16 protein-coding genes are annotated in these 22,896 nt (G+C 38.4%); 11 read left to right on the top strand and 5 right to left on the bottom strand.

Going from position 1 to position 22,896, the window contains the following annotated elements; translation table 11 throughout:
- The first annotated feature begins 19 nt into the window (after window positions 1-19).
- Both EPA86_RS17335 and EPA86_RS17330 read left to right on the top strand, forming a co-directional pair.
- The gene (locus tag EPA86_RS17335) at window positions 20-1,075 is read left to right on the top strand and encodes an efflux RND transporter periplasmic adaptor subunit (protein ID WP_140605649.1); all 1,056 of its coding nucleotides are present in this window, start codon (window positions 20-22) and stop codon (window positions 1,073-1,075) included.
- A gap of 10 nt (window positions 1,076-1,085) precedes the next feature.
- Complete coding sequence (locus tag EPA86_RS17330) at window positions 1,086-4,205, top strand: efflux RND transporter permease subunit (RefSeq protein WP_140605648.1); 3,120 nt, start codon at window positions 1,086-1,088, stop codon at window positions 4,203-4,205.
- Window positions 4,206-4,322: 117 nt separating this feature from the next.
- Here EPA86_RS17330 and EPA86_RS17325 read toward each other — a convergent pair whose 3' ends face one another.
- Genes EPA86_RS17325 through EPA86_RS17315 form a run of 3 tightly spaced genes read right to left on the bottom strand, consistent with a single transcriptional unit; the run spans window position 4,323 to window position 8,907 of the window.
- Window positions 4,323-6,830 carry an ABC transporter permease gene (locus tag EPA86_RS17325; RefSeq protein WP_140605647.1) on the bottom strand — a complete coding sequence of 836 codons (2,508 nt, stop codon included), beginning with the start codon at window positions 6,828-6,830 and terminating at the stop codon, window positions 4,323-4,325.
- 25 nt (window positions 6,831-6,855) lie between these two features.
- Window positions 6,856-7,536, bottom strand: a complete 681-nt coding sequence (locus EPA86_RS17320; RefSeq protein WP_140605646.1) for an ABC transporter ATP-binding protein — start codon at window positions 7,534-7,536, stop codon at window positions 6,856-6,858.
- A gap of 57 nt (window positions 7,537-7,593) precedes the next feature.
- Window positions 7,594-8,907: an efflux RND transporter periplasmic adaptor subunit gene (locus tag EPA86_RS17315; RefSeq protein ID WP_211664961.1), complete on the bottom strand. Its 1,314-nt coding sequence runs from the start codon at window positions 8,905-8,907 to the stop codon at window positions 7,594-7,596.
- A gap of 190 nt (window positions 8,908-9,097) precedes the next feature.
- On the opposite strand from EPA86_RS17315, the gene EPA86_RS17310 reads away from it, so the two are divergent.
- Window positions 9,098-10,564 carry a sigma-54-dependent transcriptional regulator gene (locus EPA86_RS17310; RefSeq protein WP_246058450.1) on the top strand — a complete coding sequence of 489 codons (1,467 nt, stop codon included), beginning with the start codon at window positions 9,098-9,100 and terminating at the stop codon, window positions 10,562-10,564.
- The gene (locus tag EPA86_RS17305) at window positions 10,554-11,906 is read left to right on the top strand and encodes a sensor histidine kinase (protein ID WP_140605644.1); all 1,353 of its coding nucleotides are present in this window, start codon (window positions 10,554-10,556) and stop codon (window positions 11,904-11,906) included. Before EPA86_RS17310 ends, EPA86_RS17305 begins: the two co-directional genes overlap by 11 nt.
- Before the next feature lie 94 nt (window positions 11,907-12,000).
- Here EPA86_RS17305 and EPA86_RS17300 read toward each other — a convergent pair whose 3' ends face one another.
- Window positions 12,001-12,906: a LysR family transcriptional regulator gene (locus EPA86_RS17300; protein WP_140605643.1), complete on the bottom strand. Its 906-nt coding sequence runs from the start codon at window positions 12,904-12,906 to the stop codon at window positions 12,001-12,003.
- A 189-nt stretch (window positions 12,907-13,095) separates the two neighbouring features.
- Between EPA86_RS17300 and EPA86_RS17295 the strand changes: the two genes are divergently transcribed.
- Genes EPA86_RS17295 through EPA86_RS17285 form a run of 3 tightly spaced genes read left to right on the top strand, consistent with a single transcriptional unit; the run spans window position 13,096 to window position 17,696 of the window.
- Complete coding sequence (locus EPA86_RS17295; RefSeq protein ID WP_140605642.1) at window positions 13,096-14,796, top strand: L-lactate permease; 1,701 nt, start codon at window positions 13,096-13,098, stop codon at window positions 14,794-14,796.
- A 33-nt stretch (window positions 14,797-14,829) separates the two neighbouring features.
- A complete protein-coding gene (dld, locus tag EPA86_RS17290; RefSeq protein WP_140605641.1) occupies window positions 14,830-16,530 on the top strand; it encodes a D-lactate dehydrogenase in 1,701 nt (566 codons plus the stop codon).
- Between the two features lie 20 nt (window positions 16,531-16,550).
- Window positions 16,551-17,696, top strand: a complete 1,146-nt coding sequence (locus EPA86_RS17285) for an alpha-hydroxy acid oxidase (RefSeq protein WP_140605640.1) — start codon at window positions 16,551-16,553, stop codon at window positions 17,694-17,696.
- Window positions 17,697-18,004: 308 nt separating this feature from the next.
- Here the strand turns inward: EPA86_RS17285 and maoP are convergent, their stop codons facing one another.
- Window positions 18,005-18,322 carry a DUF413 domain-containing protein gene (maoP, locus tag EPA86_RS17280; protein WP_140605639.1) on the bottom strand — a complete coding sequence of 106 codons (318 nt, stop codon included), beginning with the start codon at window positions 18,320-18,322 and terminating at the stop codon, window positions 18,005-18,007.
- Window positions 18,323-18,423: 101 nt separating this feature from the next.
- Here maoP and EPA86_RS17275 point away from each other — a divergent pair, with 101 nt between their 5' ends.
- From EPA86_RS17275 to EPA86_RS17260, 4 genes are all read left to right on the top strand, one after another.
- Entirely contained in the window at window positions 18,424-19,296 is an 873-nt protein-coding gene (locus EPA86_RS17275) for a LysR family transcriptional regulator (RefSeq protein ID WP_140605638.1), read from the top strand.
- A gap of 133 nt (window positions 19,297-19,429) precedes the next feature.
- Entirely contained in the window at window positions 19,430-19,672 is a 243-nt protein-coding gene (locus tag EPA86_RS17270; RefSeq protein ID WP_140605637.1) for a hypothetical protein, read from the top strand.
- Between the two features lie 137 nt (window positions 19,673-19,809).
- Window positions 19,810-20,847, top strand: coding sequence for a glutathione synthase (gshB, locus tag EPA86_RS17265; protein WP_140605636.1), 1,038 nt, complete (start codon window positions 19,810-19,812; stop codon window positions 20,845-20,847).
- Window positions 20,831-22,822: a flavohemoglobin expression-modulating QEGLA motif protein gene (locus EPA86_RS17260; protein WP_140605635.1), complete on the top strand. Its 1,992-nt coding sequence runs from the start codon at window positions 20,831-20,833 to the stop codon at window positions 22,820-22,822. Before gshB ends, EPA86_RS17260 begins: the two co-directional genes overlap by 17 nt.
- Window positions 22,823-22,896: the final 74 nt, after the last annotated feature.

Genomic DNA, 22,896 nt, shown 5'->3' with positions numbered 1-22,896 from the left:
AATTTTATTCGAGGTTTAAATGAAAGTGTTCTTCACTAAAGGCGTTTTGTTTCTCACGACCATACTCAGTTTACATAGTTACGCAGCGACAGTAGCAGTAGAAGTTATTGAGCCAAAACAACAAATAAAAAAGTTAGAGATTGAGTTAAGCGGCACAGTGGAGGCTTTAAATGATGCTCAGTTAACCAGCTTAGAAGCTGGCACAGTAAAAAACATTTATGTCAACGCCGGTGAACAAGTTACTGCTAAGCAAACACTGCTGACATTAGATGATTCTATCGCGCAAATAAAGTTACAGCAGGCGCAAGCATTATTTCAATCGGCGCAAGTAAAATATCAAGAAGACTTACGCCTATACAATGAGATTATTGACTTAACTGAACAAGAGGTGATGGCTAAAACCCTGCTAGAAGAACGCCGAGCGAATGCAGCGGTAAGTAAAGCACTACTAGCTCAAGCAGCAGCCGAACAAGCCTTGCAACAAGAAATTGTCAATCGTCATCAAGTAAAAGCCCCCTTTTCTGGCACCATAGCTCAAAGAGGCACTGATATCGGTGAATGGGTTACTCAGCAAAGTAAAATTTTTCAATTAGTGTCTGATGATGAATTACGAATTTTTGTCGATGTACCACAAGAGTACTTTAGTGAGATAAAAGAGTCAGCCCATGTAAACGCGTTAGTGATCCCAGATACTGCTCCTCAAGAAAAGATTGCATTACCGCTTTCACAGTTTATTGCGGTTTCAAACCCACTCAGTCGAACTTTTAAAGCCCGAATAGACTTACCAAAAAACACATCACTCATCGCTGGTATGTCAGCGACAGTAAAACTTGTATTACCTAACAAAACCTTAGCGCAAGTTAATTTACCTAAGAGCGCTTTAAAACGTCACCCAGATGGCAATTACAGCGTTTACGGGGTTGTAGATAATAAAGTAAAACGCTTTGGCGTAAACATGATAGCCAGTAGTTTTAATACAGTATCTGTTTCAGGAGTGCCTAATGGTACGCCTGTGATTATTTCAGGTAGCGATCTACTCATAGATGGCACACCCGTAACCATCAAAAAGCCTTAAGGAGAGATCTGTGTTTGATGCCGTTATAAAACGAGGCACACTGGTTGCTGTAGTCGTCTCTATCATTTGTATCTTAGGTATTGCCGGTTCACTCAAAATACCAGTACAAATGATCCCAGATCTTGAAGTGAGAACCGTCACTGTGAGAACAGGTTGGGCGGGTGCTACACCACAAGATGTTGAAAAAGAAATCTTAATAGAGCAAGAGCGCTATCTTAGAAGCTTACCTAATTTAAAGCGCATGACATCATACGCAGCCATGGGGCGAGCGACCGTTGAGCTAGAGTTCCCTTTTGGTGTTGATGTCAATGACGCGCTACTTAATGTAAACAACGCTTTAAGCCAAGTATCGTCTTACCCTGAAAATGTTGATCAACCTCGATTAATTTCAAGCTCCTTCTCTAGTAATGCCTTTATGTATTTTTCATTGAAGCCGAAAAAAGGTAATCCACTCAATATTGATATGGACTTGATCAGAGATTATGCCGAAGACTTTATTCGTCCTCGAATGGAAAGTGTCAGTGGGGTTTCTGAAGTTAGAGTTGGTGGTGGTGCTGCTAGGCAAATACAAATAAAAGTAGACCCCTCCCGTTTAGCGCAACGTGGCATCAGTTTAACCCAAGTGCGAAGTGCCATTAGAAACCGTAACAAAGATGCCTCTGCTGGTGATATTGAATCTGAAAAAGAGCGCTTTTTAATTCGTGTTATTGGCCGTTTCGAAAATATTGCCCAGCTTGAAGATATTGTTATTAAACGCCAAGACAATATTAATATTCACCTAAAAGATGTCGCAGAAGTCATTCTTGATCATTATGAAACAAGAAGCCTATCGTTCCTCGATGGTGAACGTACCATTAGCTTATCTGTTCGCCGAGAAAGTGGCTCTAATGTACTCGCCATAAAGGAGCAAATGCTTACTATTGTTGAACAAATTAATAGTGATTTATTACAATACAATGGCTTAGAACTTCAGCTAGTTAGCGATGATGTTCAATATGTGAGTAGTTCGCTATCAAATGTCTGGTTTAATTTAATTCTAGGTGGCTTACTAGCGACTATCGTCATGTATTACTTTTTGCGCTCAGCGAAAGTAACGCTAATTGGTATTTTAGGCATTCCCATGTGTACCATTGCCGCTTTTCTCGGTTTAATGGTATTTGATCGTACTATCAATGTCATTTCTCTCGCAGGTGTTGCCTTTGCTATTGGTATGACTGTTGATAACACTATTGTAGTATTAGAAAGTATTATTCAAGCAAGAAAGCGCGGGCTAGCACGCTTTGAAGCAGCAGTTTCGGGTGTCAAAGATGTATGGCCTGCCGTATTAGCCTCAACCGCCACGACGATACTGGTATTCGCACCAATATTGTTTGTCCAACAAGAAGCTGGGCAACTTTACTCTGATATTGCTATTGCTATTTCAGGTGCCATCATTGCGTCAATGTTAGTCGCTATTTTTGTTGTGCCTGTCGCCATAGCCAATTTCGGCAGTAAAAAAACGAAAGAACAACTACAGCTTTCATCAAGTTGGCTCCGTTTTGTTGACTTTTTTATTACTAAAAAATCACGAGCAATCACTACCGTCTCAGTATTTGCTATTGGCACCTTAGGTCTAGCTTATTATTTGATGCCAGCAGCAGAATATTTACCGGAAGGTGAAGAGCCAAAAGCATTCTCAATCATGATAGCCCCGCCAAGCTACAACTTAAGTGAAATGAAGCGCATTGGTAGTGAGTTAAGAAAATATTTTGATAATTACATTGATAACGAAACTGATGATTTTGCCAACGGCATAACTAATATGCCGCCACTAGGTTACTACTCTATGTCTATTTCTGCAGGTCGGATATGGATGATGAGCCGCCCTTCAGATCCCGATAATATTCAAGCCATGATGGACGCCATTACGCAAAAATTTAAGAGCTATGACAACATGAGAGCTTTTTCATCTCGTGGCTCAATTATTTCGAGTAATGATGGTGGTACTCGCGCAGTTGCCGTTGATATTTCAGGACCTAATTTAATCGAGCTCTACCAAGCGGCTGAAGCCGTTTATCAACAAGCTGAGCTACTATTTGATAACCCACAAATAAACTCTCAGCCAAGATCACTCAGCTTAGATCAACCTCTTATAGAAGTGAAACCAAGATGGTCACGCCTAGCTGAACTTGGCTTAAGCAACAGTGAATTAGGTTATGCCATTTCTGCCTTTAGTGATGGAGCGTACATTGATGAATTCATCTTAGATGATGATAAAATTGATATGTTTATGTTCAGTAGCGCCGGTAACGAGCAAAATATAACGCAATTAGCCAACTCCCCTATCATTACGCCATCGGGTAAAGTCATGCCACTAAGTGCTCTGGCGGATATGCACGCAAGTTATAGTAGTGACAGTTTACGTCGTGTTGATGGCAACAGAACGGTGTCTGTTTACATTATCCCTCCACGTAATGTTGCCCTAGAAGATGCCGAAGAAGTTGTGAGAAGCCAGTTACTTACTAGTCTATTGCAGCAAGGAAAAATAGCTCAAGGAATCAACCTCACTATTAGCGGTGCTGCCGATCAACTTGAAGCAACAAAAAGCTCACTTTCTTCAAACTTTATTATTTCTATCGTGCTAAGTTATTTATTGTTAGTGGCCATATTTACCCATTGGCGCTACCCATTATTTATCTTAACAACTATACCGTTAGGCATGGCAGGCGGTTTATTAGGTTTAATATTTGTCAATGACGCCAACGCCTTATTAGCACAAATTGGATTATCGAGTTTTCACCAGCCCCTTGATATGATCACTATGTTAGGCTTTTTGATCTTATTAGGTACTGTAGTAAACAACCCAATTTTAATTGTCGACCAAACCAGAAAAAACATGCAGCAACAGGGTGCTAGAATTGTTGATGCGGTAAAATCAGCCGTTGAAAAACGCTTAATGCCTATTCTCATGTCAACATCTACCACAATCTTCGGCTTAGCACCGCTAGTCTTTATCCCTGGTGACGGGACCGAACTCTATCGGGGGGTGGGTATTATTGTATTATCAGGAATAATTTTCTCTACCGTGTTAACCCTGACCTTTTTACCCGCACTGCTAGTCAGTGTAATAAAAGATAAAGCCGGAAACTGAGCAACAGATACATACTAATTTTTCTCGCAAAAAAGCCGTTATCGCAATATAACGGCTTTTTATTAATGAAAAAGCGTATTATCTTTACACTTTACCCTTTGTTGTTATCCGACACTTTTATTCGTAACGCAGTGCATGTACTGGGTTTTTACGCGCCACATTAGCCGCATTCCCGCCCACTGTTAACCATGCAATAAGCAAGGATAATATACCTACACCTAAGCATATTGGCACAAACCATATGGTTTCAATGCGATAAGGAAAACTCTCTAGCCAAGTCAACATGCTATATACCGCCACAGGCCAAGCGATTAAGTTTGCGATTACTACAGGTTTTGAAAACTGCCACATCAATAGCTTAACAATATCAGTGATATTAGCTCCCATCACTTTACGAATACCTATCTCCTTAGTTCTTCGCTCAACAGTAAACGCTGACAAACCATATAAACCTAAACATGCAACAATAATTGCTAGCACAGAAAAGGCTAAAAATAGCTGTGCAGTGGTTAACTCATCTTGATACTGAGCCGTCATCATTTCTGATAGGAACTGAATATTAATAGGCTGCATTGGTACATTTTGCTTCCAAACACGCTCTATACTTTCCATAAGCTTTGCAACATTATCTGTTTCAAAGGTAATGTTAGCGACATTAAATCGCTGCGGATTTAACATATAAGCACTTGCTCGAATACCAAATTTAATCGACCTAAAATGAATATCAGGAATCACACCAACAATAGTTAAATGATGTTTACCTAACGACAGTGTTTTACCAATAATTTTATCCGCAGAACTATAGCCCAGCTTTGAAACCGCTGTTTCATTCAAGATAATACTCGCTTGACCAATCTCAGTTGAATCTTCTGGCAAGGGTGTCAATATATCAGTGCCATACTGCTCATCAAACAAACGTCCCGCGATAGGTTTAACTTGATAAGATTCAAAAAAACCATAATCCATATTGTGATAGCTTAAAAAGACTGGCTCTACTTTTTGGCCATTTTCGTCAGTTTCTAGCAAAGTAAACTGGTTATTATTTTCATTGTCTTGCGTAGGGGCTTCTGAAGAAAAAGTTACTGCGCTAACCTCAGAAAGGTTAAGTAGCTCTTGCTTTAAACTCGATAAATTATCACCTGCTCGGCGAATATTAAGCACCAGTTTGTTATCGCTCTTATAACCTACATCAACAGAGTTTGAATAAATGGTTTGCCCATAAACCACTAAGGTTGCAATGACTAGCACAATAGAGGTAGCAAACTGAAAGATTACTAACAAATTTCGTAATTTTGTAGAATGACCAGACTCACTACTCTTACTCGCTTTTAGTATGTGACCTGGTAAAAATCTCGATAAGAACATGGCTGGATAAATACCTGCCCCGACACCGACTAAAGTTGCAACCGACATTAAACCAAAGAGTAATGAAGGCTCTTCAAATAATTTCAGTTCAAGTTGCGTACCTAGCACGTCATTATAAAAAGGTAAAACTAACTCAGATGCGGCAATGGCAAAAAGCAAAGCAATTAATACTAACACCACCGCTTCACTTAAAAACTGCATAGCAACTTGCTTTCGAGAAGCGCCAAGCACTTTTCTCATTGCTACTTCTTTGGCTCGCTTACTTGCTTTAGCAGTCGATAGGTTCATGAAATTAATACAAGCAATAGCTAATACAAGTAGTGCAACCACAATGAAAGTATTAATCATCTCTTGGTCACCCATTGGCGTCAAATCCCCCATATTACCTGCATGCTTTTTAGCATTTAAATGTAAGTCGGGAACTGACATAACTCGTTGAGTGATAAAGTCTGTGACCTGCTTACCGTTAGCTTTATCACCTAAAAATTGCTTAGACATTTCAACCAATGGACTTTCATTATTCATCCAATAAGTAATTCGATCTTGTAATTGAGTTACACTCACGCCAGGGTTTAATTTAAAGTAGGTATACACATTTAAACTAGTCCATGTATCAAGTGTGCCATTACCTGGCTGAAAGAGTGCTGGCTGCAAATAAAACAGCATATTAATATTTAAATGAGTATCTTCTGGTAAGTCTTTTAAAACACCTGAAATTTGCACGTCATTAGGGCCACCGCCGACACAACAAACGGTTAAAGTTTCACCAATCACGTTAGTGCGACCAAAGTACTTTATCGCTAATTCTTCAGTCACTAATAAGTTCATTGGCTGACTAAACGAGCTGGCGCGCGAACCATGGGCAAATGGCAAATCAAAAATATCAAGAAAACTACCATCCGCCATTGTCATCGATTCACTAAAAGCATCTTCTCCATTTCTTACTGTTAAAGACCATTGAATAAGACGCACCCCTGTTTCAATTTCATTGCTGGCATAGTCTCGGATCGCTTCCATCATTTTACCAGCAGAACGAACCGTTAAAAATGCAGGTTGGTTAGGCATGGTATACGCAGTGTGCATCCTGACTAATCTATCACTGTCAGTAAGCCAAGTATCAAAATTAGATTCTTGCTTAACAAATAACATAATCAAAATACAACTCATTAAACCCACGGCCAGACCAAAAATATTGATCACTGAAAATATGCCATTCTTAATAATATTCCGCCATGCGGTTATCAGGTAATTTTTAAACATAAGTTTCCCCTATTGAAGTCAGCAATTAAGCTGCTTTCACCCTTTCTGTGACCACATGTCCGTCAAATAGATTAATGGTACGTTTGGCATAATCAGCATGTGTTGGGCTATGAGTAACCATCACTATGGTAGTGCCTTCTGCATTTAGCGTTTGCAGCATTTCCATGACTTCTTGTCCATGTGCGCTATCTAAATTACCTGTAGGTTCATCAGCGAGGATCATTTTTTGATCACCTACTACCGCACGAGCTACTGCAACACGTTGTTGTTGACCACCTGATAACTGACTCGGCATATGCTTTGCGCGATGCGCTATACCCACTTTATCCATCACCTCAATAACGCGCTTATTACGTTCACTGGCAGGAATATTATGATACAGCAGTGCTAACTCGATATTTTCTTGCACAGTAAGCTCATCAATTAAATTAAAGTTTTGAAAAATGAAACCAATATTTTTCTTACGAATCACCGACAATTGTGCTTCTGAATAACTTGAAATATCTTCACCATTAAACTCATATGTACCTGAGCTAGGTGAATCCAACATGCCAATGGTATTTAGCAAAGTTGATTTACCACAGCCCGAAGGCCCCATAATAGCGACAAATTCTCCTTGAGCTATTTCAATATTCACGTTATTTAATGCGAGTGTTTCAACATCATCTGTTTGGTATGTTCTTGTTAAATTATGAAGCTTTAGCATAGCTATTTCCTTTTAAAATAATCTGTTCTTGTTACTGAGTAATTAAACGTTAAGCTGCTATTTTTCAGCAGTTAACTTAAGTCGTTGCATATCTTGATAACTGTTATAAGGGCTAGTAACAACACGCTCCCCTGCCTCTAAACCATCAAGCACTTCGATAAATTGATTGTTACGCCTACCGAGCCTAACTGGACGACGCACGGCTTCTTCCCCTGAGTCATTAACCACAAAGATCCAATTACCACCGGTATCTTGATAAAAAGCACCATTAGGAATAAGTGTTGCTTTACTGGCATCACCAAGTGTTAATTTTGTTTGAATAGTTTGTCCGCGACGAATACCGCTTGGTTGCTCACTCACAAAAGTAAAGTCCACTTCGAATTGACCATTTTGTACTTGCGGATAAATTTTACTAATCGTTAACGGGTAGTCTTGATACATAGCCCGTTGCCCAATATCAACGCGGCCTAAATAGAATTCATCAATAAAGGCCGTGACTTTATAATCGTTCGGTGTATCAATTTGCCCTAAACGTTCACCTCTACCAATACTTTGCCCCACTTCAACATTAAAGCCCGAGAGTTTGCCATCAACTGGCGCGCGCACATTCATGTTCTCAAGGTTTTGTCGAGATATTGCTAAGTTGCTCTCTAATCGTTCACTGGTTTCTTTTAGAAAGACCAATTGCGATTGTTGCATACGAGTATCAGACGCTTGGCTCTCTAGGGTCACAGCTAAGCGATTTTTATACCACTGCAAAGTGTCTTTGGTGTCATCAAGCTTTGACTGGATCACTGCGCCACTAGCAACTAACTCTTGCTCCCGTTGTAATTGTCTAGTTAACAGCTTAATCTGATATTCAATATCAATAATATTGCTTTTATGGCGCAAACGATTTTGCTCTAAACTTAATTCGATAGAACGCATGTTATTTAGTTGCTCTGCAACGCGGGCTTCATTGCCTAAGACATTAAGTTGCAAGCTTGCATTAGATAGCTCCACAATCAAATCACCCGCTTTTAATTCAACACCATCTTCAACAAGGATTCGTTCAACACGCCCTCCCTCAATCGCATCAAGGTAAACTGTTTTAGCTGGTGAGATTCGACCACGAACAGGAATGAAATCTTCAAAAGTCCCGCGTGTTACACTAGAAACTACAATACGGTTACTGTTAACCGCCAACGACTTTCCAGATAACTTACCGGTAAACTGTACCGCCAACCAACCAAGTAAAATTAGCGCAACCGCAACGACAAGCCATTTCATTTTACTTAACTTTTTCGGCTGCACTTTTCGATCCATACCAGCGCCTGAAACAGCACCTTGATCATTGTTAGATTGTTGAACCGCCTTTAATGAGTTACTCATTACTCAAATCACTTTTTAAATTTACAAATTAAGATAGTGATATGTATTACAAGAAACATTCCAAAACGTTAGCGATTGATTTATATAGATTAAAAATATTATTCAATAAATAGAGAAGAAAAAACTGTACGTTTGTGAACACTAAGTGTACGTTAATGAACACTTATTCTAATTCAATAAATTGCAAATAATGATGAAAACCGATGCACATATTCTGATTGTCGACGACGACCAAGATATTTTAGTCGCCTCAAAACTGTTACTTAAGAGACAGTTTTCACAAGTCACCATTTGCAACAGGCCAGAGCAAATCCCGAAATTATTTTCAGAAAACGACTTTGATGTCATATTACTCGACATGAACTTTGGCCCTGGCGAAAGCTCAGGTGAACAGGGTTTTTACTGGCTTGATAAAATACTTAATATAAAACCTGATAGTATTATCGTGATGATCACCGCTCATGGTGGCGTTGATGTCGCAGTTGAAGCAATGAAATTAGGCGCTACAGATTTTATTGCTAAACCATGGCAAAACGAAAAAGTTATTGCGACCCTATCAACAGCAGTGCAACTTAAAAAATCTCGCACTGAAGCTGAAAACCTTAAAGTCGCCAACCAAACGTTAGTCCAAGTTACGAATCAACTTAATCAAGTGCAAGCTCAGGAGATTATTAGCCAGTCTGCTACGATGACCAATGTTCAATCCCTCATAGCACGAGCCGCGCCAACTGATGCCAATGTACTCATTTTAGGTGAAAATGGCACAGGTAAAGAATTAGCGGCAAATGCACTACATAATCAAAGTAAACGATGTAACAATATTTTTATGTCTGTTGATTTAGGCGCTATCGCTGAGAGCCTTTTTGAAAGTGAGCTCTTCGGCCATAAGAAGGGAGCATTTACTGGCGCACACCACGATCGTGTTGGTAAATTACAAGCAGCCAATGGCGGCACCTTATTCTTAGATGAACTAGGCAATCTCCCTCTGCATTTACAAGCTAAATTACTTACCGTCCTAGAACAAAGGCAAGTCACCCCTTTAGGTGCAAATAAAGCTGTTCCCTTTGATGTACGTGTTATCGCTGCAACCAATATGAAAAAAACTGAGCTCACTAATGAAAGTAAGTTCCGTCAAGATTTACTCTTTAGACTAAACACAGTAGAAATAAATTTACCACCACTTAGAGAACGAAGCGAAGACATATTACCCATTGCTCAGCATTATCTAACGTTATATTGCAAAAAATATGGCAAGGCGAGCAAGGGAATCTCAAAGGATGCTAAAAATGCCATATTACATGATTCATGGCCGGGTAATATCAGGGCATTACGTCATGCTATAGAACGTGCAGTTATTCTTACAGAGCATGATGAATTAACCCTGAGTGACTTCCAGCTCAGCTCACCAGAACAAAGTAAAAAACCAAATATCAACAACTTACCTACAAAGCCTGATGTAAATAATCAACTATCAACAATTAGCGATGATGTTTCAGTTTCACCAGTAAATGAAGGTGAGTTAAATTTAGAAGCCATAGAAAAACATGCAATTAGCACTGCGCTAAAAAAGCACCGCTATAACATTAGCCACAGTGCAAAAGAGCTTGGCTTAACACGTGCAGCTTTATACCGAAGGATGGAAAAACATGGCCTTTAAACAATTTACTTTGCGGATCATTTTTCGCACGATATTAGCCATGGTAACCTTAGTGTTACTCACCGTTTTCATCACATCTCCTGGCTATCACGCAATGACAGTTTTGTTAACGATAGTTTTAGCTGTTCAGCTTGTTGAGTTAACAAAATTTGTCGCCAAAACAAATGCTGAACTTGTACGATTTCTTGATGCTATGCGCTATGGTGACTTTTCTCAGCGGTTTGATTTCACCAACCTTGGTACTGGTTTTGAAGAACTTGCCCAAGCCTTTACCGATATATTATCGCGGTTGCAAAGGGAACGAAATTCACAAGAACAAACGTTAAGGCACTTAAAGGCTATTGTTGAACATGTACCCGCTCCCTTGATCAGTATCAACACCGAACATAAGGTGACACTATGGAACAACAGTGCTAGACGTTTATTTGGTACTCATCCGATTGTCAATCTGAATGACTTATCATGTTTTGGTTCGCACTTTCCAAAGCAATTAATCGCAATGTCTGCCGGAGATAAAAAACTCATTCAACTAGATATCGATGGTATGGAACATCAACTCAGCGCTAAAGCGACTGAAATAAAAATGCCCAATACCAATGAACTCTTATTTAGTTTACAAGATATTCAAAGCGAATTAGTTTCGGCACAATTAGAGGCATGGCAAGATTTAGTGAGCGTACTTACTCATGAGATTATGAATAGCATTACACCAATAACTTCGCTGGCCAATACCGCATCAGTTCTCGTTGAAGATATAAAACCCAAAGTTCCCAATGATAATAACTTACAAGAAGAGTTAATTGATATCAGTGATGCCGTGACCACAGTAGCCAAGCGAAGTGACAGCTTAATGCAATTTGTTACTAGCTATCGCCGCTTAACACGCTTACCAAGCCCTAATAAAACATCAATCGAAATTAGTACTTTTATTGAAGAAGTCACCAAAGTAGCTTGCCATCATTGGCCTGAGAAAAACATCGTTTTAACTATCGATATTTCCCCTAGCTCATTAGATATTAATATCGACCATGACATGCTCGCACAAGTCCTCATCAACTTATTAAAAAATGCTGAACATGCATTAACAACAAGCAATAATAAGCAAGTAACCATCAAAGGTTTTATTAATCAACGTGGTAATCCTGTGATTGAAGTGAGCGATACCGGCTGTGGTATGAATAGCGATACGGCTAAAAATGCTTTTGTGCCTTTTTATACGACAAAAAGAGACGGCTCTGGTGTGGGCTTAGCTTTAACTAAACAAGTTATGCTTGCACATGGAGGGCAAGTTTCTTTGCAAACGACTCCTGAAAAAGGCAGCCATTTTAGTTTGATTTTTTAATGTTAATTCAAGCCATTATTAAATCAACATGTTATCGATATTGACTTGTTAATCATGACAGCTAACTAGCACCTGAAAATTTGCTGCTAAAGGTTTAATAAAAATGACCTTTTCGATTAAGGAAAGCTTCTCTCAAATGCTCAACTAATAAGTTTAGCTTTTTATCTGGTTGCCTTGAGCGAGGGTAAACCGCATAAATCCCCAGTCTTTTCGTTGAATAGTCACTTAATAATGATAGCAACTTCCCTTGCGCTAATTCCTCATGAATTAAAATTTTAGGTAAGTATGAAATGCCAAAACCATTTAATGAAGCCTGCTTAATCGATTCTAAACTGTTAGCATGAAACCGACCACAAACCTGTATATAGCAGTCTTCGCCATTTAGTTGAAATTGCCAATTATCTGGCCCAACACCTTCATATTTATATATCAAACATTGATGATCTTTAAGTTCACTCGGATGAACTGGCGTACCATGATTTTCTAAATAACTAGGACTTGCACAAACCACCCAGTGAGAATCAATTAATCGTCGGGCAATGAGCGACGAGTCTTCTAAATCTGCTGTACGAATAGCTAAATCGTAGCCATCATCAATGATATCGACCATCCGATTAGAGACGAATAACTCTACTTCAACATCTGGGTACAGTTTACAAAAATCAGCAATTGAAGCACTTAACAAAATATGTGCTGACACCACAGGTACGGTAACTTTAATTTTTCCTCGAACAGCATCACCATAACCAGTAACCGTATCTTGAGCATCTTGCAAAGCTTGTTTTGCAAGTCTTGCTTTACCATAAAGTGCTCTGCCTGCATCAGTTAATGTGAGCTTTCTTGTTGTGCGATAGAACAGTTGCACATTAATTTCTTGCTCCAATCGACTAATTCTTTTGCTCACTACAGAGTTTGTCATTTCAAGTTTATCAGCCACCTTTGAGAATGAGCCTTCATCAACTACTTGAACAAAAAGAAAAATATCATCTGCTTTAATCATTCGAAACCTTAATTATGTCAAAAAAGGAAAAAAACATTGTCTTTTATCAATATATATCAATAGTCCACAACATTGTACATTCAAGTAACTTTTGTTTGTTTAATTATTACAACAACCATAAGAACACTGAAAACAAGTACTGCAAACAGAAGCGCTAAACATATAATTATAATGATAAGGAGAAGAAAGATGAGTGAATTAACTCTAGGCTTATTAGCATTAGTTCCTATAGCACTTTCAGCAATACTCTTAATTGGCCTGCATTGGCCTGCCAAAAAGGCAATGCCCATTGTACTAGCTGCTACCGCATTTCTAGCACTGTTTGTCTGGGACATGTCAGCCAACAGAGTCCTCGCGTCGATCATGCAAGGTATGGGGATCACAATTTCTGTATTATGGATTGTCTTTGGCGCTATATTCCTATTAAACACCCTTAAAAATACTGGTGCTATTGCAGTTATTCGTCAAGGCTTTACCCATGTTTCACCCGATAGAAGAATTCAAGCCATTGTTATTGCGTGGTGTTTTGGTACTTTCATTGAAGGTGCTTCTGGATTTGGCACACCTGCTGCTATTGCCGCACCATTAATGGTAGCGATTGGTTTTCCTGCCGTTGCTGCAGTGCTAATGGGTATGATGATCCAAAGTACTCCTGTATCGTTTGGCGCTGTAGGTACGCCCATTATTATTGGCGTAAATAAAGGGTTAGATACTGTTGCCATTGAAGCACAATTAGCAACACAAGGTTGGACATGGGAGCAATATCTACAGTTAATTACCTCTGAAGTTGCCATCATTCATGGCATTATCGGTACTTTCATGCCATTGCTTATGGTAATGATGCTAACGCGCTTTTTCGGAAAAAATCGTAGCTGGAAAGAAGGCTTAGAAGTGATGCCATTTGCTATTTTTGCGGGTCTTGCTTTTACCATTCCTTATGCATTAACGGGAATATTTTTAGGACCTGAATTTCCTTCACTTATGGGTGGTTTAGTGAGCATGGCTATTGTGGTAACTGCTGCTAAGCAAGGCTTTTTAATGCCTAAAAAAACATGGCAATTTACTGATAAATCTTTATGGCCAGAAAAGTGGTTAGGCAAGCTTGAAATTAACGAAGACAAAACAACAACAGACAAACCTATGTCACAAGCTATTGCTTGGTTGCCATACTTACTAGTGGCAGCGCTTCTGGTTTGCTCTCGAGTCTTTGCTGAATTTAAAGCCATGTTATCAGGTGTGAGTTTAGGGTTTACCAATATTTTAGGCGAGGTTGGCATCAGTACCTCATTTAGCCCCCTTTATTTACCTGGTGGTTTGTTGATTATCGCAGCAATTGCCGCAATTTTATTACAAGGTACTCCTAACAACAGAACAAAAGCATTAACTAAAGCATTCAACGAATCAAGTAAAACCATAGTTAGCGCTGGGTTTGTATTAATGTTTACTATTCCCATGGTGAGATTATTTATTAACTCGGGTGTAAATTTGTCTGATCTGCCAAGCATGCCGATGGCGAGTGCACAGATGTTTGCAACCTGGTTTGGTGATGCTTTTCCTCTTATTAGCCCAACCATAGGTGCATTGGGCGCTTTTATAGCTGGCTCAAATACCGTATCTAATATGATGTTTAGCCAATTCCAGTTTGAAGCTGCTGTGAGTTTGCAATTGTCCCCTGCTCTGATCATTGCTGCCCAAGCCGTAGGCGCAGCTGCAGGTAATATGATTGCCATACATAATGTTGTTGCTGCCAGTGCGACGGTAGGGTTATTAGGACAAGAAGGTGCTACATTAAGAAAAACTATTTTACCGACCATCTATTACGTATTATTTGCTGGTGCACTTACCCTGTTTGCACTCTATGTTATGAAAATAAGTGGCCCATTAAGTTAAAAAAAGTCGATCACAGTAGTGCCGGAGAAATAAATGAACAATACACAGCTATTAGCTAATTTAACTAACATTCTGGGTGAAACCAAAGTTCGTGTTGGTCAAAAAAATACTGAGCATTACCGCACTGGTTGGCGATCTGGTGGAGGAAGCGCTTTAGCTGTGGTCTTTCCTAATACCTTATATGAATTCTGGCAAGTTTTAGAATGCTGTGTAACAGCCGACTGCATTATGATTATGCAAGCAGCTAATACAGGCCTAACTGAAGGCTCAACACCTAATGGTGACGATTATGATAGAGAAATTGTCATCATCAATACATTAGCGATGAACAAGTTGCTAGTGTTAGGTAATGGCGAGCAAGTTGTCAGCTTTCCTGGTACAACGCTACATACCTTAGAGAAGACGCTTAAGCCACTAAACAGAGCTCCTCACTCTGTTATTGGCTCCTCTTGTTTAGGTGCATCAATTGTCGGTGGAATTGCCAATAATTCGGGTGGTGCTCTAGTAAAAAGAGGCCCCGCTTACACTGAATTGTCTTTATACGCTTGGGTCGATGAGCAAGGACAATTAAAACTCGTTAATCATTTGGGTATTGATTTAGGCAGTAATCCTGAACAGATCCTCAATAACTTAGAGTCAGAAAACTTCACTCTTGAAACATTAGCAACAACAGAAAAAGCCAGCGCCAATGATTACATAGAACGCTTAAGAGACGTGAATGCCGAAACACCGAGTCGTTTCAATGCCGATACGACACGCCTTTATGAGTCAAGTGGTTGCGCCGGAAAAGTGGCAGTTTTTGCGGTACGTTTAGATACCTTCGACGTTGCTAAAAAAGAGCAAACTTATTATATAGGCACCAATAATCCCGACACTCTTACTCACTTGCGCCGTCATATTTTAAGTCAATTTAAGCATATCCCTGAAGTGGGTGAATATATGCATCGAGATATTTTTGATATTGCGCAAAAGTATGGCAAAGATACTTTTTTAAGTATTCAGCATTTAGGTACTGATAAATTACCCAAAATGTTCGCCTTAAAAGGCCGTATTGATGCAACGTTAAACAAAGCGCCCTTCTTGCCAAAGTATGCCACTGACAGAGTAATGCAGCGAGTTAGTCAATGCTTTCCACAACATTTGCCAGAACGTATGCTGGATTTTCGTAACAAGTACGAGCATCACCTTATTTTAAAAATGAGTGATGAAGGTATTGAAGAAGCATCACACTTTTTAGCTGAATACTTTCAAAGAAACCCAGAGGCAGGCAACTACTTTGTCTGTAATGAAGAAGAAACAGCAAAAGCTTACTTGCAACGCTTTGCAGCAGCAGGTGCCGCCATACGCTATCAAACACTTAATGATAATACCCTTGGCGATATACTGGCATTAGATATCGCCCTCAAGCGAAACGATCCTTTATGGGTGGAACAATTGCCAGAGTCCATTGCCAGTAAAATAGACAAGTCTTTATATTATGGACATTTCTTCTGCTATGTATTTCATCAAGATTACGTCCTTAAAAAAGGTGTCGACCCTATACAAGTTAAAAAAGAAATGCTCGCACTACTGGACTCTCGTGGGGCTAAATACCCTGCAGAGCACAATGTCGGCCACCTTTATGAAGCTGAAGAGGGAGTAAAAGCTTTTTATCAGCAATTAGACCCAACTAACCGATTTAATCCAGGTGTTGGTAAAACAGACAAGCACAAAAGAAATTGTTCGTGCTGCTAAGTTATGTGGAGTAAAAAACTATGCGTTTAAACCAGTGCTATAACTTTCAAGATTTTAGAAAACTTGCTAAGCATCGACTACCTGGCCCAATATTTAACTATATTGATGGTGGTGCTGATGACGAAACAACACACCGTCGTAATACTGAATCATTTGAAGGCTGTGACTTATTACCAAGCGTATTAACTGGCGTTAAAGATATTGATTTATCAACCACGGTTATGGGGCAAAAACTTGATACTCCTGTCTATTGCTCACCCACTGCATTACAGCGATTATTTCATCATCAAGGTGAACGCGCAGTGGCCAAAGCTGCGGAGAAGTTTGGCACTATGTTTGGCGTTTCATCACTCGGGACAGTAAGCCTTGAAGAAATAGCTAAACTAGTAGACACACCGCAAGTTTATCAGTTTTACTTTCATAAAGATCGTGGCCTTAATACTGCCATGATGCAGCGAGCTAAAGCAGCAGGTGTGAAAGTCATGATGCTCACCGTTGATTCCATCACCGGAGGAAATAGAGAGCGTGACTTACGTACAGGATTTTCTATTCCTTTTCGCCTAACACTAGGGGGAATGATGCAATTTGCCATGAAACCAATGTGGGGAATTAATTACCTTTTACATGAGAGCTTTAGTTTGCCGCAACTAGATGCACACTTAGACATGGGCAATAGCAGTAGCTCAATTGGCGATTATTTTACCAACATGCTCGACCCCTCAATGAACTGGCAAGATGTTGAAGATATGGTGAAGTATTGGGATGGTGAGTTCTGCTTAAAAGGCATTATGACCGTAGAAGATGCGAAGAAAGCGGTTGATATTGGCTGTACAGGTATCGTGATTTCAAATCATGGCGGTCGTCAACTCGACGGTTCAAGAAGCTCATTTGATCAACTGGCAGAAATTGTAGATGCTGTCGGCGATAAAATAGACATACTTTTTGACAGTGGCGTACAGCGTGGAACCCATGTACTTAAAGCGCTTTCTTTAGGCGCAAAAGCCGTAGGCGTTGGTAGAATGTATCTCTACCCTCTCGCTGCTGCTGGTCAGCAAGGTGTAGAACGTATGCTTGGCTTAATGCATGAAGAACTTATAAGAGATATGCGACTTATGGGTTGTAAATCGATTGAGCAATTATCACGTGAGAACTTAAGGTTTAGATAAAGTGGTAATAGCAGACTTTCGCTATTTATTCTTAGATGGCAACTTTGAGCCTAAAGCGGTCAAAAATGGTGGTTAATACTCAACAAAATTGACGTCGGCTATGATACTAAAGCTGGCGTTCCTCCATAGATAAAAACAAGAGCTTTTTGATGATTACTTCTGTCAATGAATCGCTAAGGCTGAATGTGAACTAAGCCACCAAAGCGTTCATAGAAACATTAAAACACAATACTAATCTTATTTTGAAATAGTGAGTGATATTACAAAATCAAAGTTGATAAGAAAAGAATCTCCTTTATCGAGGAGGTTTAATTGGAGGTATGTCCATTTAGACTATGAAAAGGCTGAAATTTGGTTAGTTTCTTATATTTTTGCCACAATAGTTCAACTTTATTTTGTCCTTCAAGCGCTCCTTCATGCTGCGCCTTACAAAATTGAACAAATTGCTCTTCAACGCCATTTTTAGGCTTGCTAAAACCTTGTTCTAACATAAACAATCGCTTTCCAACCTGAGTTAATAATTCAGATTCAGCGATGGTAAAATTTCCAGATTTACTAAAACCTCTCGGAAAATGCGCGTCATCATAAAAAGGTCCTTCAGCAATAAAACCGTGTATTAACTTCATATGTATCTCTGTTGACAGTCTATATATTTTGGCGGATTATGCGGCTATCTGAGTAAGCTGTAAAACAAATAATAATTATCGTAACGATAAGAGATAACATCATGGATGTAGAATTAATTAAAACCTTTTTAGAAGTTAAAGATTGTCGCCACTTTGGTAAGGCTGCTGAAAACCTTTACCTTACTCAAGCAGCAATTAGTACTAGGGTTCGCCAATTGGAAAGGTATTTTGGTGTACCATTATTTCACCGTGCTCGTAATAATATACAGCTAACATTAGCTGGAGAAAGGTTAGTTCCTCATGCTGAAAATATGCTTAATACGCTTAGAATGGCTAAACAAGATGTAGCGTTAGCCTCAGAACAAGTAGCGCAAATCTCTATTGCAGGCACCCCAAATACTTGGGATGTTTATATTCATGATGCGATATCAAAAATATATATCAACCAGCCTCAAGTTAGCTTAATTGCAGAAATCTTGTCACGTGAACAATTAACGAGGCAATTACTTGAACGAACATTAGATGTAGCCATATTATTTGATCCTCCAAAAGTGGAAGAGTTAAAAATTGAGCCTCTGCACATGTTCAAATTAATTCCTGTGACCACTTTTCAAAATGAAATTTCAAAACCCTCAGACGTTCAACGCTATATTATGATTGATTGGGGAACAAGCTTCATTAACTGGCATGCAAAAGAAGTTAATGGAATATCCATCCCTGCAATTAGAACAAGCACAGCGAGAATTGCATTAGATCTGATGTTGCAATGCGGTGGTAGTGCGTATCTTCCTGATATGCTCGCACGACCATTTATTGAGCAAGGAACACTATTTGAAGTGGAAAATTTGCCCGTATTTGAACGAGAAATTTTCAGCGCGTTTCATAAAGAGAATGAAAATGAAGAGCGTATTATTGAAATTAAGCAACTACTGAGAAAAGATGATCCTGAAGCACCAGCAATAATGACCCCTTAGCATTGCCCTTTATAATTTCAGCCCCCTTAAAGTAAAATATTTTTATCGTTAACTTAAAAATGTTTTACTTTTCTTTGTAAGAAAAAACGTAGATTATCCGATTTTAATATGAATATCTTTTGGTGAAAGACTAATGGCTATTGATCCGAATTTTGACGAGTCTTCTTCTGAAGAGCTGGATTTTGATAATGAAGAATCTTCTAGTGACCTAAGTAATGATATTGCTGAATTTGAATTGAATTCAGGGTTAAACGTAGGAAAAAATAGCAAAGCTAACTATAAACGTAATTTATTAGCTAAGCAAAGAATTGAACAGTTGCAGGAAGAAAGGCGACTTAAAAAATTCGAAGATGATTATTATGGTGATTGGGATTAATCTCACCAGATCTATTGACAACTGATATGTAACTAACTCATTTAAATATTAAATGAGCATTCTTACCACTTATTTAATGTAACATTATTGAATGAATCATATCTGATATTCAGAATGTTACATCTATAGGCCGCTCGATGAACATTCTTTTTTTAATGTACCCATGGGATAAAATTGATCCCGAAACAGACTCTACCTTAAGGCTAATACATGAGTGCGTATCACGTGATCATACGGTTGCTATTGCCACTCCGCATAACTTAACGATGCGAGATTCTGTTTCCAGTGCTTTTTGTCAAGTTTTTAAAAAAGGGGCAGCTACCCCAACAAATATTATGTCTTTTTACAAAAAGGCAGAATTTAAAAAATCTCGACTTCCTCTTGCTGGTTTTGACACCATCATTATGCGAGCAAATCCACCACTTGACCCTATTACTTTAAATTTTTTAGATTCAGTGCGTGAAGATGTATTTATCATGAATGATATCGATGGCTTACGGATAGCTAATACTAAGTTATATACGGCATCTTTCGATGACCCTGCTAATCATTTTATACCCGTTACGCATGTGTCTAAAACACCTGAATACTTAGTTGACGTATTGAATGATTCTGCATCTGGAAAAATGATCATGAAGCCATTAGATGGCTATGGTGGTCAAGGGGTTATTTTAGTTGAAAAGCATGCTCAGAAAAGCTTTCATTCTTTGTTGGAGTTTTATATTAACAATGGTAAAGGCGGTAATTACGTAATTCTTCAGGAATATGTAGAAGGTGCAGATTCAGGAGATGTCCGAATCTTAATGTTAAACGGTGAGCCAATCGGTGCTATGAAGCGCGTTCCTGCTTCTAACGAAGTACGCTCAAATGTGCATGCAGGTGGCACAGTTATAAAGCATACATTAACTAAAAATGAAAAAGCACTTTGTAAGCATATTGGGCCAAAACTTGTTCGTGACGGTTTATATTTTGTCGGTATTGATGTGATCAATGAAAAATTAATTGAAGTTAATGTCCAAAGCCCTGGTGGCATCATGAGAATTAACAAGCTAAATAACACCAAATTACAAAAGAAAGTTATTGATTTTGTTGAGAGTGTTGTTAATGCAAAAGAAGCATTAGCCCAACGTAAAAACGAATTTAGAAAGGCAATAAACGATGCGCACGTTGTCTGAGAAAGAATGTATTACCTTAATTAAAAAGGGTGAATGCTTTCATGCCGAAGTAGACGATGGCGCTTTTATTATCAAAATAGACGAATATGCCCCTATCATTTGTGCTGCTATTCATAATGGTCATCGTCTACGTAGTGATCTAACAAAAACATTTCTTCTGTCAAAAGAAGAACGTTTTTATGAAGAAGATCCGTATACAGATGAGTTAATATCTTCTTTTCCTATTCAGATTATAGGTAATGACTCGCGATTTGAGTATGATTTAAACCGAGCAAAAACTTTATCAACCTATTTTAAAACCGCATGGAATAAACAAGTTTGGCAAAAACCTTTAACTCAGAAGCAACGTGCAAAAAGTCATAGTAAACATCAAGCTTTTTATAACGTGCTTGAAGCAATTGTCACTGTTATCGAAAAGCAATTTAACAATGCGATAGTGTTTGATATTCATTCCTATAATTACAAACGCATAGAAAAAGACTCTCCTACTTTTAATATTGGTGGAGGTCAAATTGACGTAGAACGTTGGGGGAATGTTGTTAATCAATTTGAAAAACAACTTAATAAAATTGAATTGCCAAATTTAAATGTAAGAGCGGCAACGGATGAAATATTTCATGGTAGAGGCTATTTAATCACGCATATTAATGCTCATTTTGACAATACTTTGGTATTACCTACTGAAGTTAAAAAAGTATTTATGAATGAAGCATCTGGTGAACTTTATCCATTAGTTTTAGAAGAGTTAAAAGCTGGATTTAAAAATGCCATTAGTGAAACTGCCGCATTTTTTGTTCGTAGGTACGGCAAAAGAAAAAAAACTCAAAAGGCTGATATATTATCTTCAACAATTAGTGCTGAAGTTTTAGATTTAGATAAGAAGCTATTTTCATTGTGCAAAAGTATTGAAACATTGAATTTTATTAATCCTGTAAATTTGATCGCTCAACGAAATAAGTTTCTTAAAAAAAATAGCCATGTATCACCGAGTTTTAATTACAAGCAGCTCAATCTTGACCCGTATAAATTTAAAGAAAATTTGTACAACTTACCCGTGAGTGAAATCAATGATGCTGATATTCAACAGCTATATCGTCATGTAATTGATAACTTAGCGAGTAAAATAAATCTATTAACAACAATTGGTACAGATGATTTTGTTTATAACTCATTAAAGTACTACGGAGAACCTAGTCCAAGCGATATTGCCAATGCTCGATTTCTTCTGCATTTGAATGATGATGAACTTGAGAAAAATGAAGAACTATTGGGTGCTGATGGTGCGATTGATTATTTTAAGTCTCAGGCAAAAGAGTGGGGCCTTAATTGTAAAATAGAGAAATCTGCTAAAATAGTCGCTAAAGCTATGGTAAATAATGAGAAAGCCTTGTTGCTAATTAATAAGGAAGCACTTTTTACTCAAAAAGAATTGCATGCATTTGCTTATCATGAGCTTGGTATTCACATGTTAACCACGATTAATGCGAAAAAGCATCCACTCAAAGTCTTTAGTTTAGGCTTAGCAGGCAATACGCATACCCAAGAAGGCATTGCATTATATAGCGAGTATTGTTCAGGCAGCTTAACTACTAAACGCTTGAAAACAATTGCATTAAGAGTTATTGCCGTTCAATACATGTTGGAGCATGGCGATTTTGTTAAAACATATCACGCCTTAATGAATGAATTTAACTTAGACAAGGAGTTTGCTTTTACGTTAACAACAAGAGTATATAGGGGCGGTGGCTTTACTAAAGATTATTTATATTTAAAAGGTTTCAGAGATGTTTTAAACCTCGCTAAAGAAAGCTCTATTGATAATTTATTGGTGGGTAAAACAGGGTTACTTGATTTCAATGTCGTCTCTGAAATAGTAGAACGCGGCATGATCACTAAGCCAAAGCCTTTATTCGATTTAACCTATAAATCATCAGGTGATAAGGTTTTGGACTTTGTTGTAAATTCAATCAAGTAATTTATTGTAATAGACTTCAACTCAATACTTATAGCTATAAGTATTGAGTTGATTATGAATGGCTTCAATGAGCT

The organism is Litorilituus lipolyticus (assembly GCF_006439335.1).
Lineage (GTDB): Bacteria > Pseudomonadota > Gammaproteobacteria > Enterobacterales > Alteromonadaceae > Colwellia > Colwellia lipolytica.
This window is presented reverse-complemented; position numbering and strand designations above follow the sequence as displayed.

Coding starts and splice junctions, on each gene's coding strand:
- EPA86_RS17335 (WP_140605649.1), top strand. CDS start 20: ATGAAAGTGTTCTTCACTAAAGGCGTTTTGTTTCTCACGACCATACTC.
- EPA86_RS17325 (WP_140605647.1), bottom strand. CDS start 6,830: ATGTTTAAAAATTACCTGATAACCGCATGGCGGAATATTATTAAGAAT.
- EPA86_RS17320 (WP_140605646.1), bottom strand. CDS start 7,536: ATGCTAAAGCTTCATAATTTAACAAGAACATACCAAACAGATGATGTT.
- EPA86_RS17315 (WP_211664961.1), bottom strand. CDS start 8,907: ATGAGTAACTCATTAAAGGCGGTTCAACAATCTAACAATGATCAAGGT.
- EPA86_RS17310 (WP_246058450.1), top strand. CDS start 9,098: ATGATGAAAACCGATGCACATATTCTGATTGTCGACGACGACCAAGAT.
- EPA86_RS17305 (WP_140605644.1), top strand. CDS start 10,554: ATGGCCTTTAAACAATTTACTTTGCGGATCATTTTTCGCACGATATTA.
- EPA86_RS17300 (WP_140605643.1), bottom strand. CDS start 12,906: ATGATTAAAGCAGATGATATTTTTCTTTTTGTTCAAGTAGTTGATGAA.
- EPA86_RS17295 (WP_140605642.1), top strand. CDS start 13,096: ATGAGTGAATTAACTCTAGGCTTATTAGCATTAGTTCCTATAGCACTT.
- dld (WP_140605641.1), top strand. CDS start 14,830: ATGAACAATACACAGCTATTAGCTAATTTAACTAACATTCTGGGTGAA.
- EPA86_RS17285 (WP_140605640.1), top strand. CDS start 16,551: ATGCGTTTAAACCAGTGCTATAACTTTCAAGATTTTAGAAAACTTGCT.
- maoP (WP_140605639.1), bottom strand. CDS start 18,322: ATGAAGTTAATACACGGTTTTATTGCTGAAGGACCTTTTTATGATGAC.
- EPA86_RS17275 (WP_140605638.1), top strand. CDS start 18,424: ATGGATGTAGAATTAATTAAAACCTTTTTAGAAGTTAAAGATTGTCGC.
- EPA86_RS17270 (WP_140605637.1), top strand. CDS start 19,430: ATGGCTATTGATCCGAATTTTGACGAGTCTTCTTCTGAAGAGCTGGAT.
- gshB (WP_140605636.1), top strand. CDS start 19,810: ATGAACATTCTTTTTTTAATGTACCCATGGGATAAAATTGATCCCGAA.
- EPA86_RS17260 (WP_140605635.1), top strand. CDS start 20,831: ATGCGCACGTTGTCTGAGAAAGAATGTATTACCTTAATTAAAAAGGGT.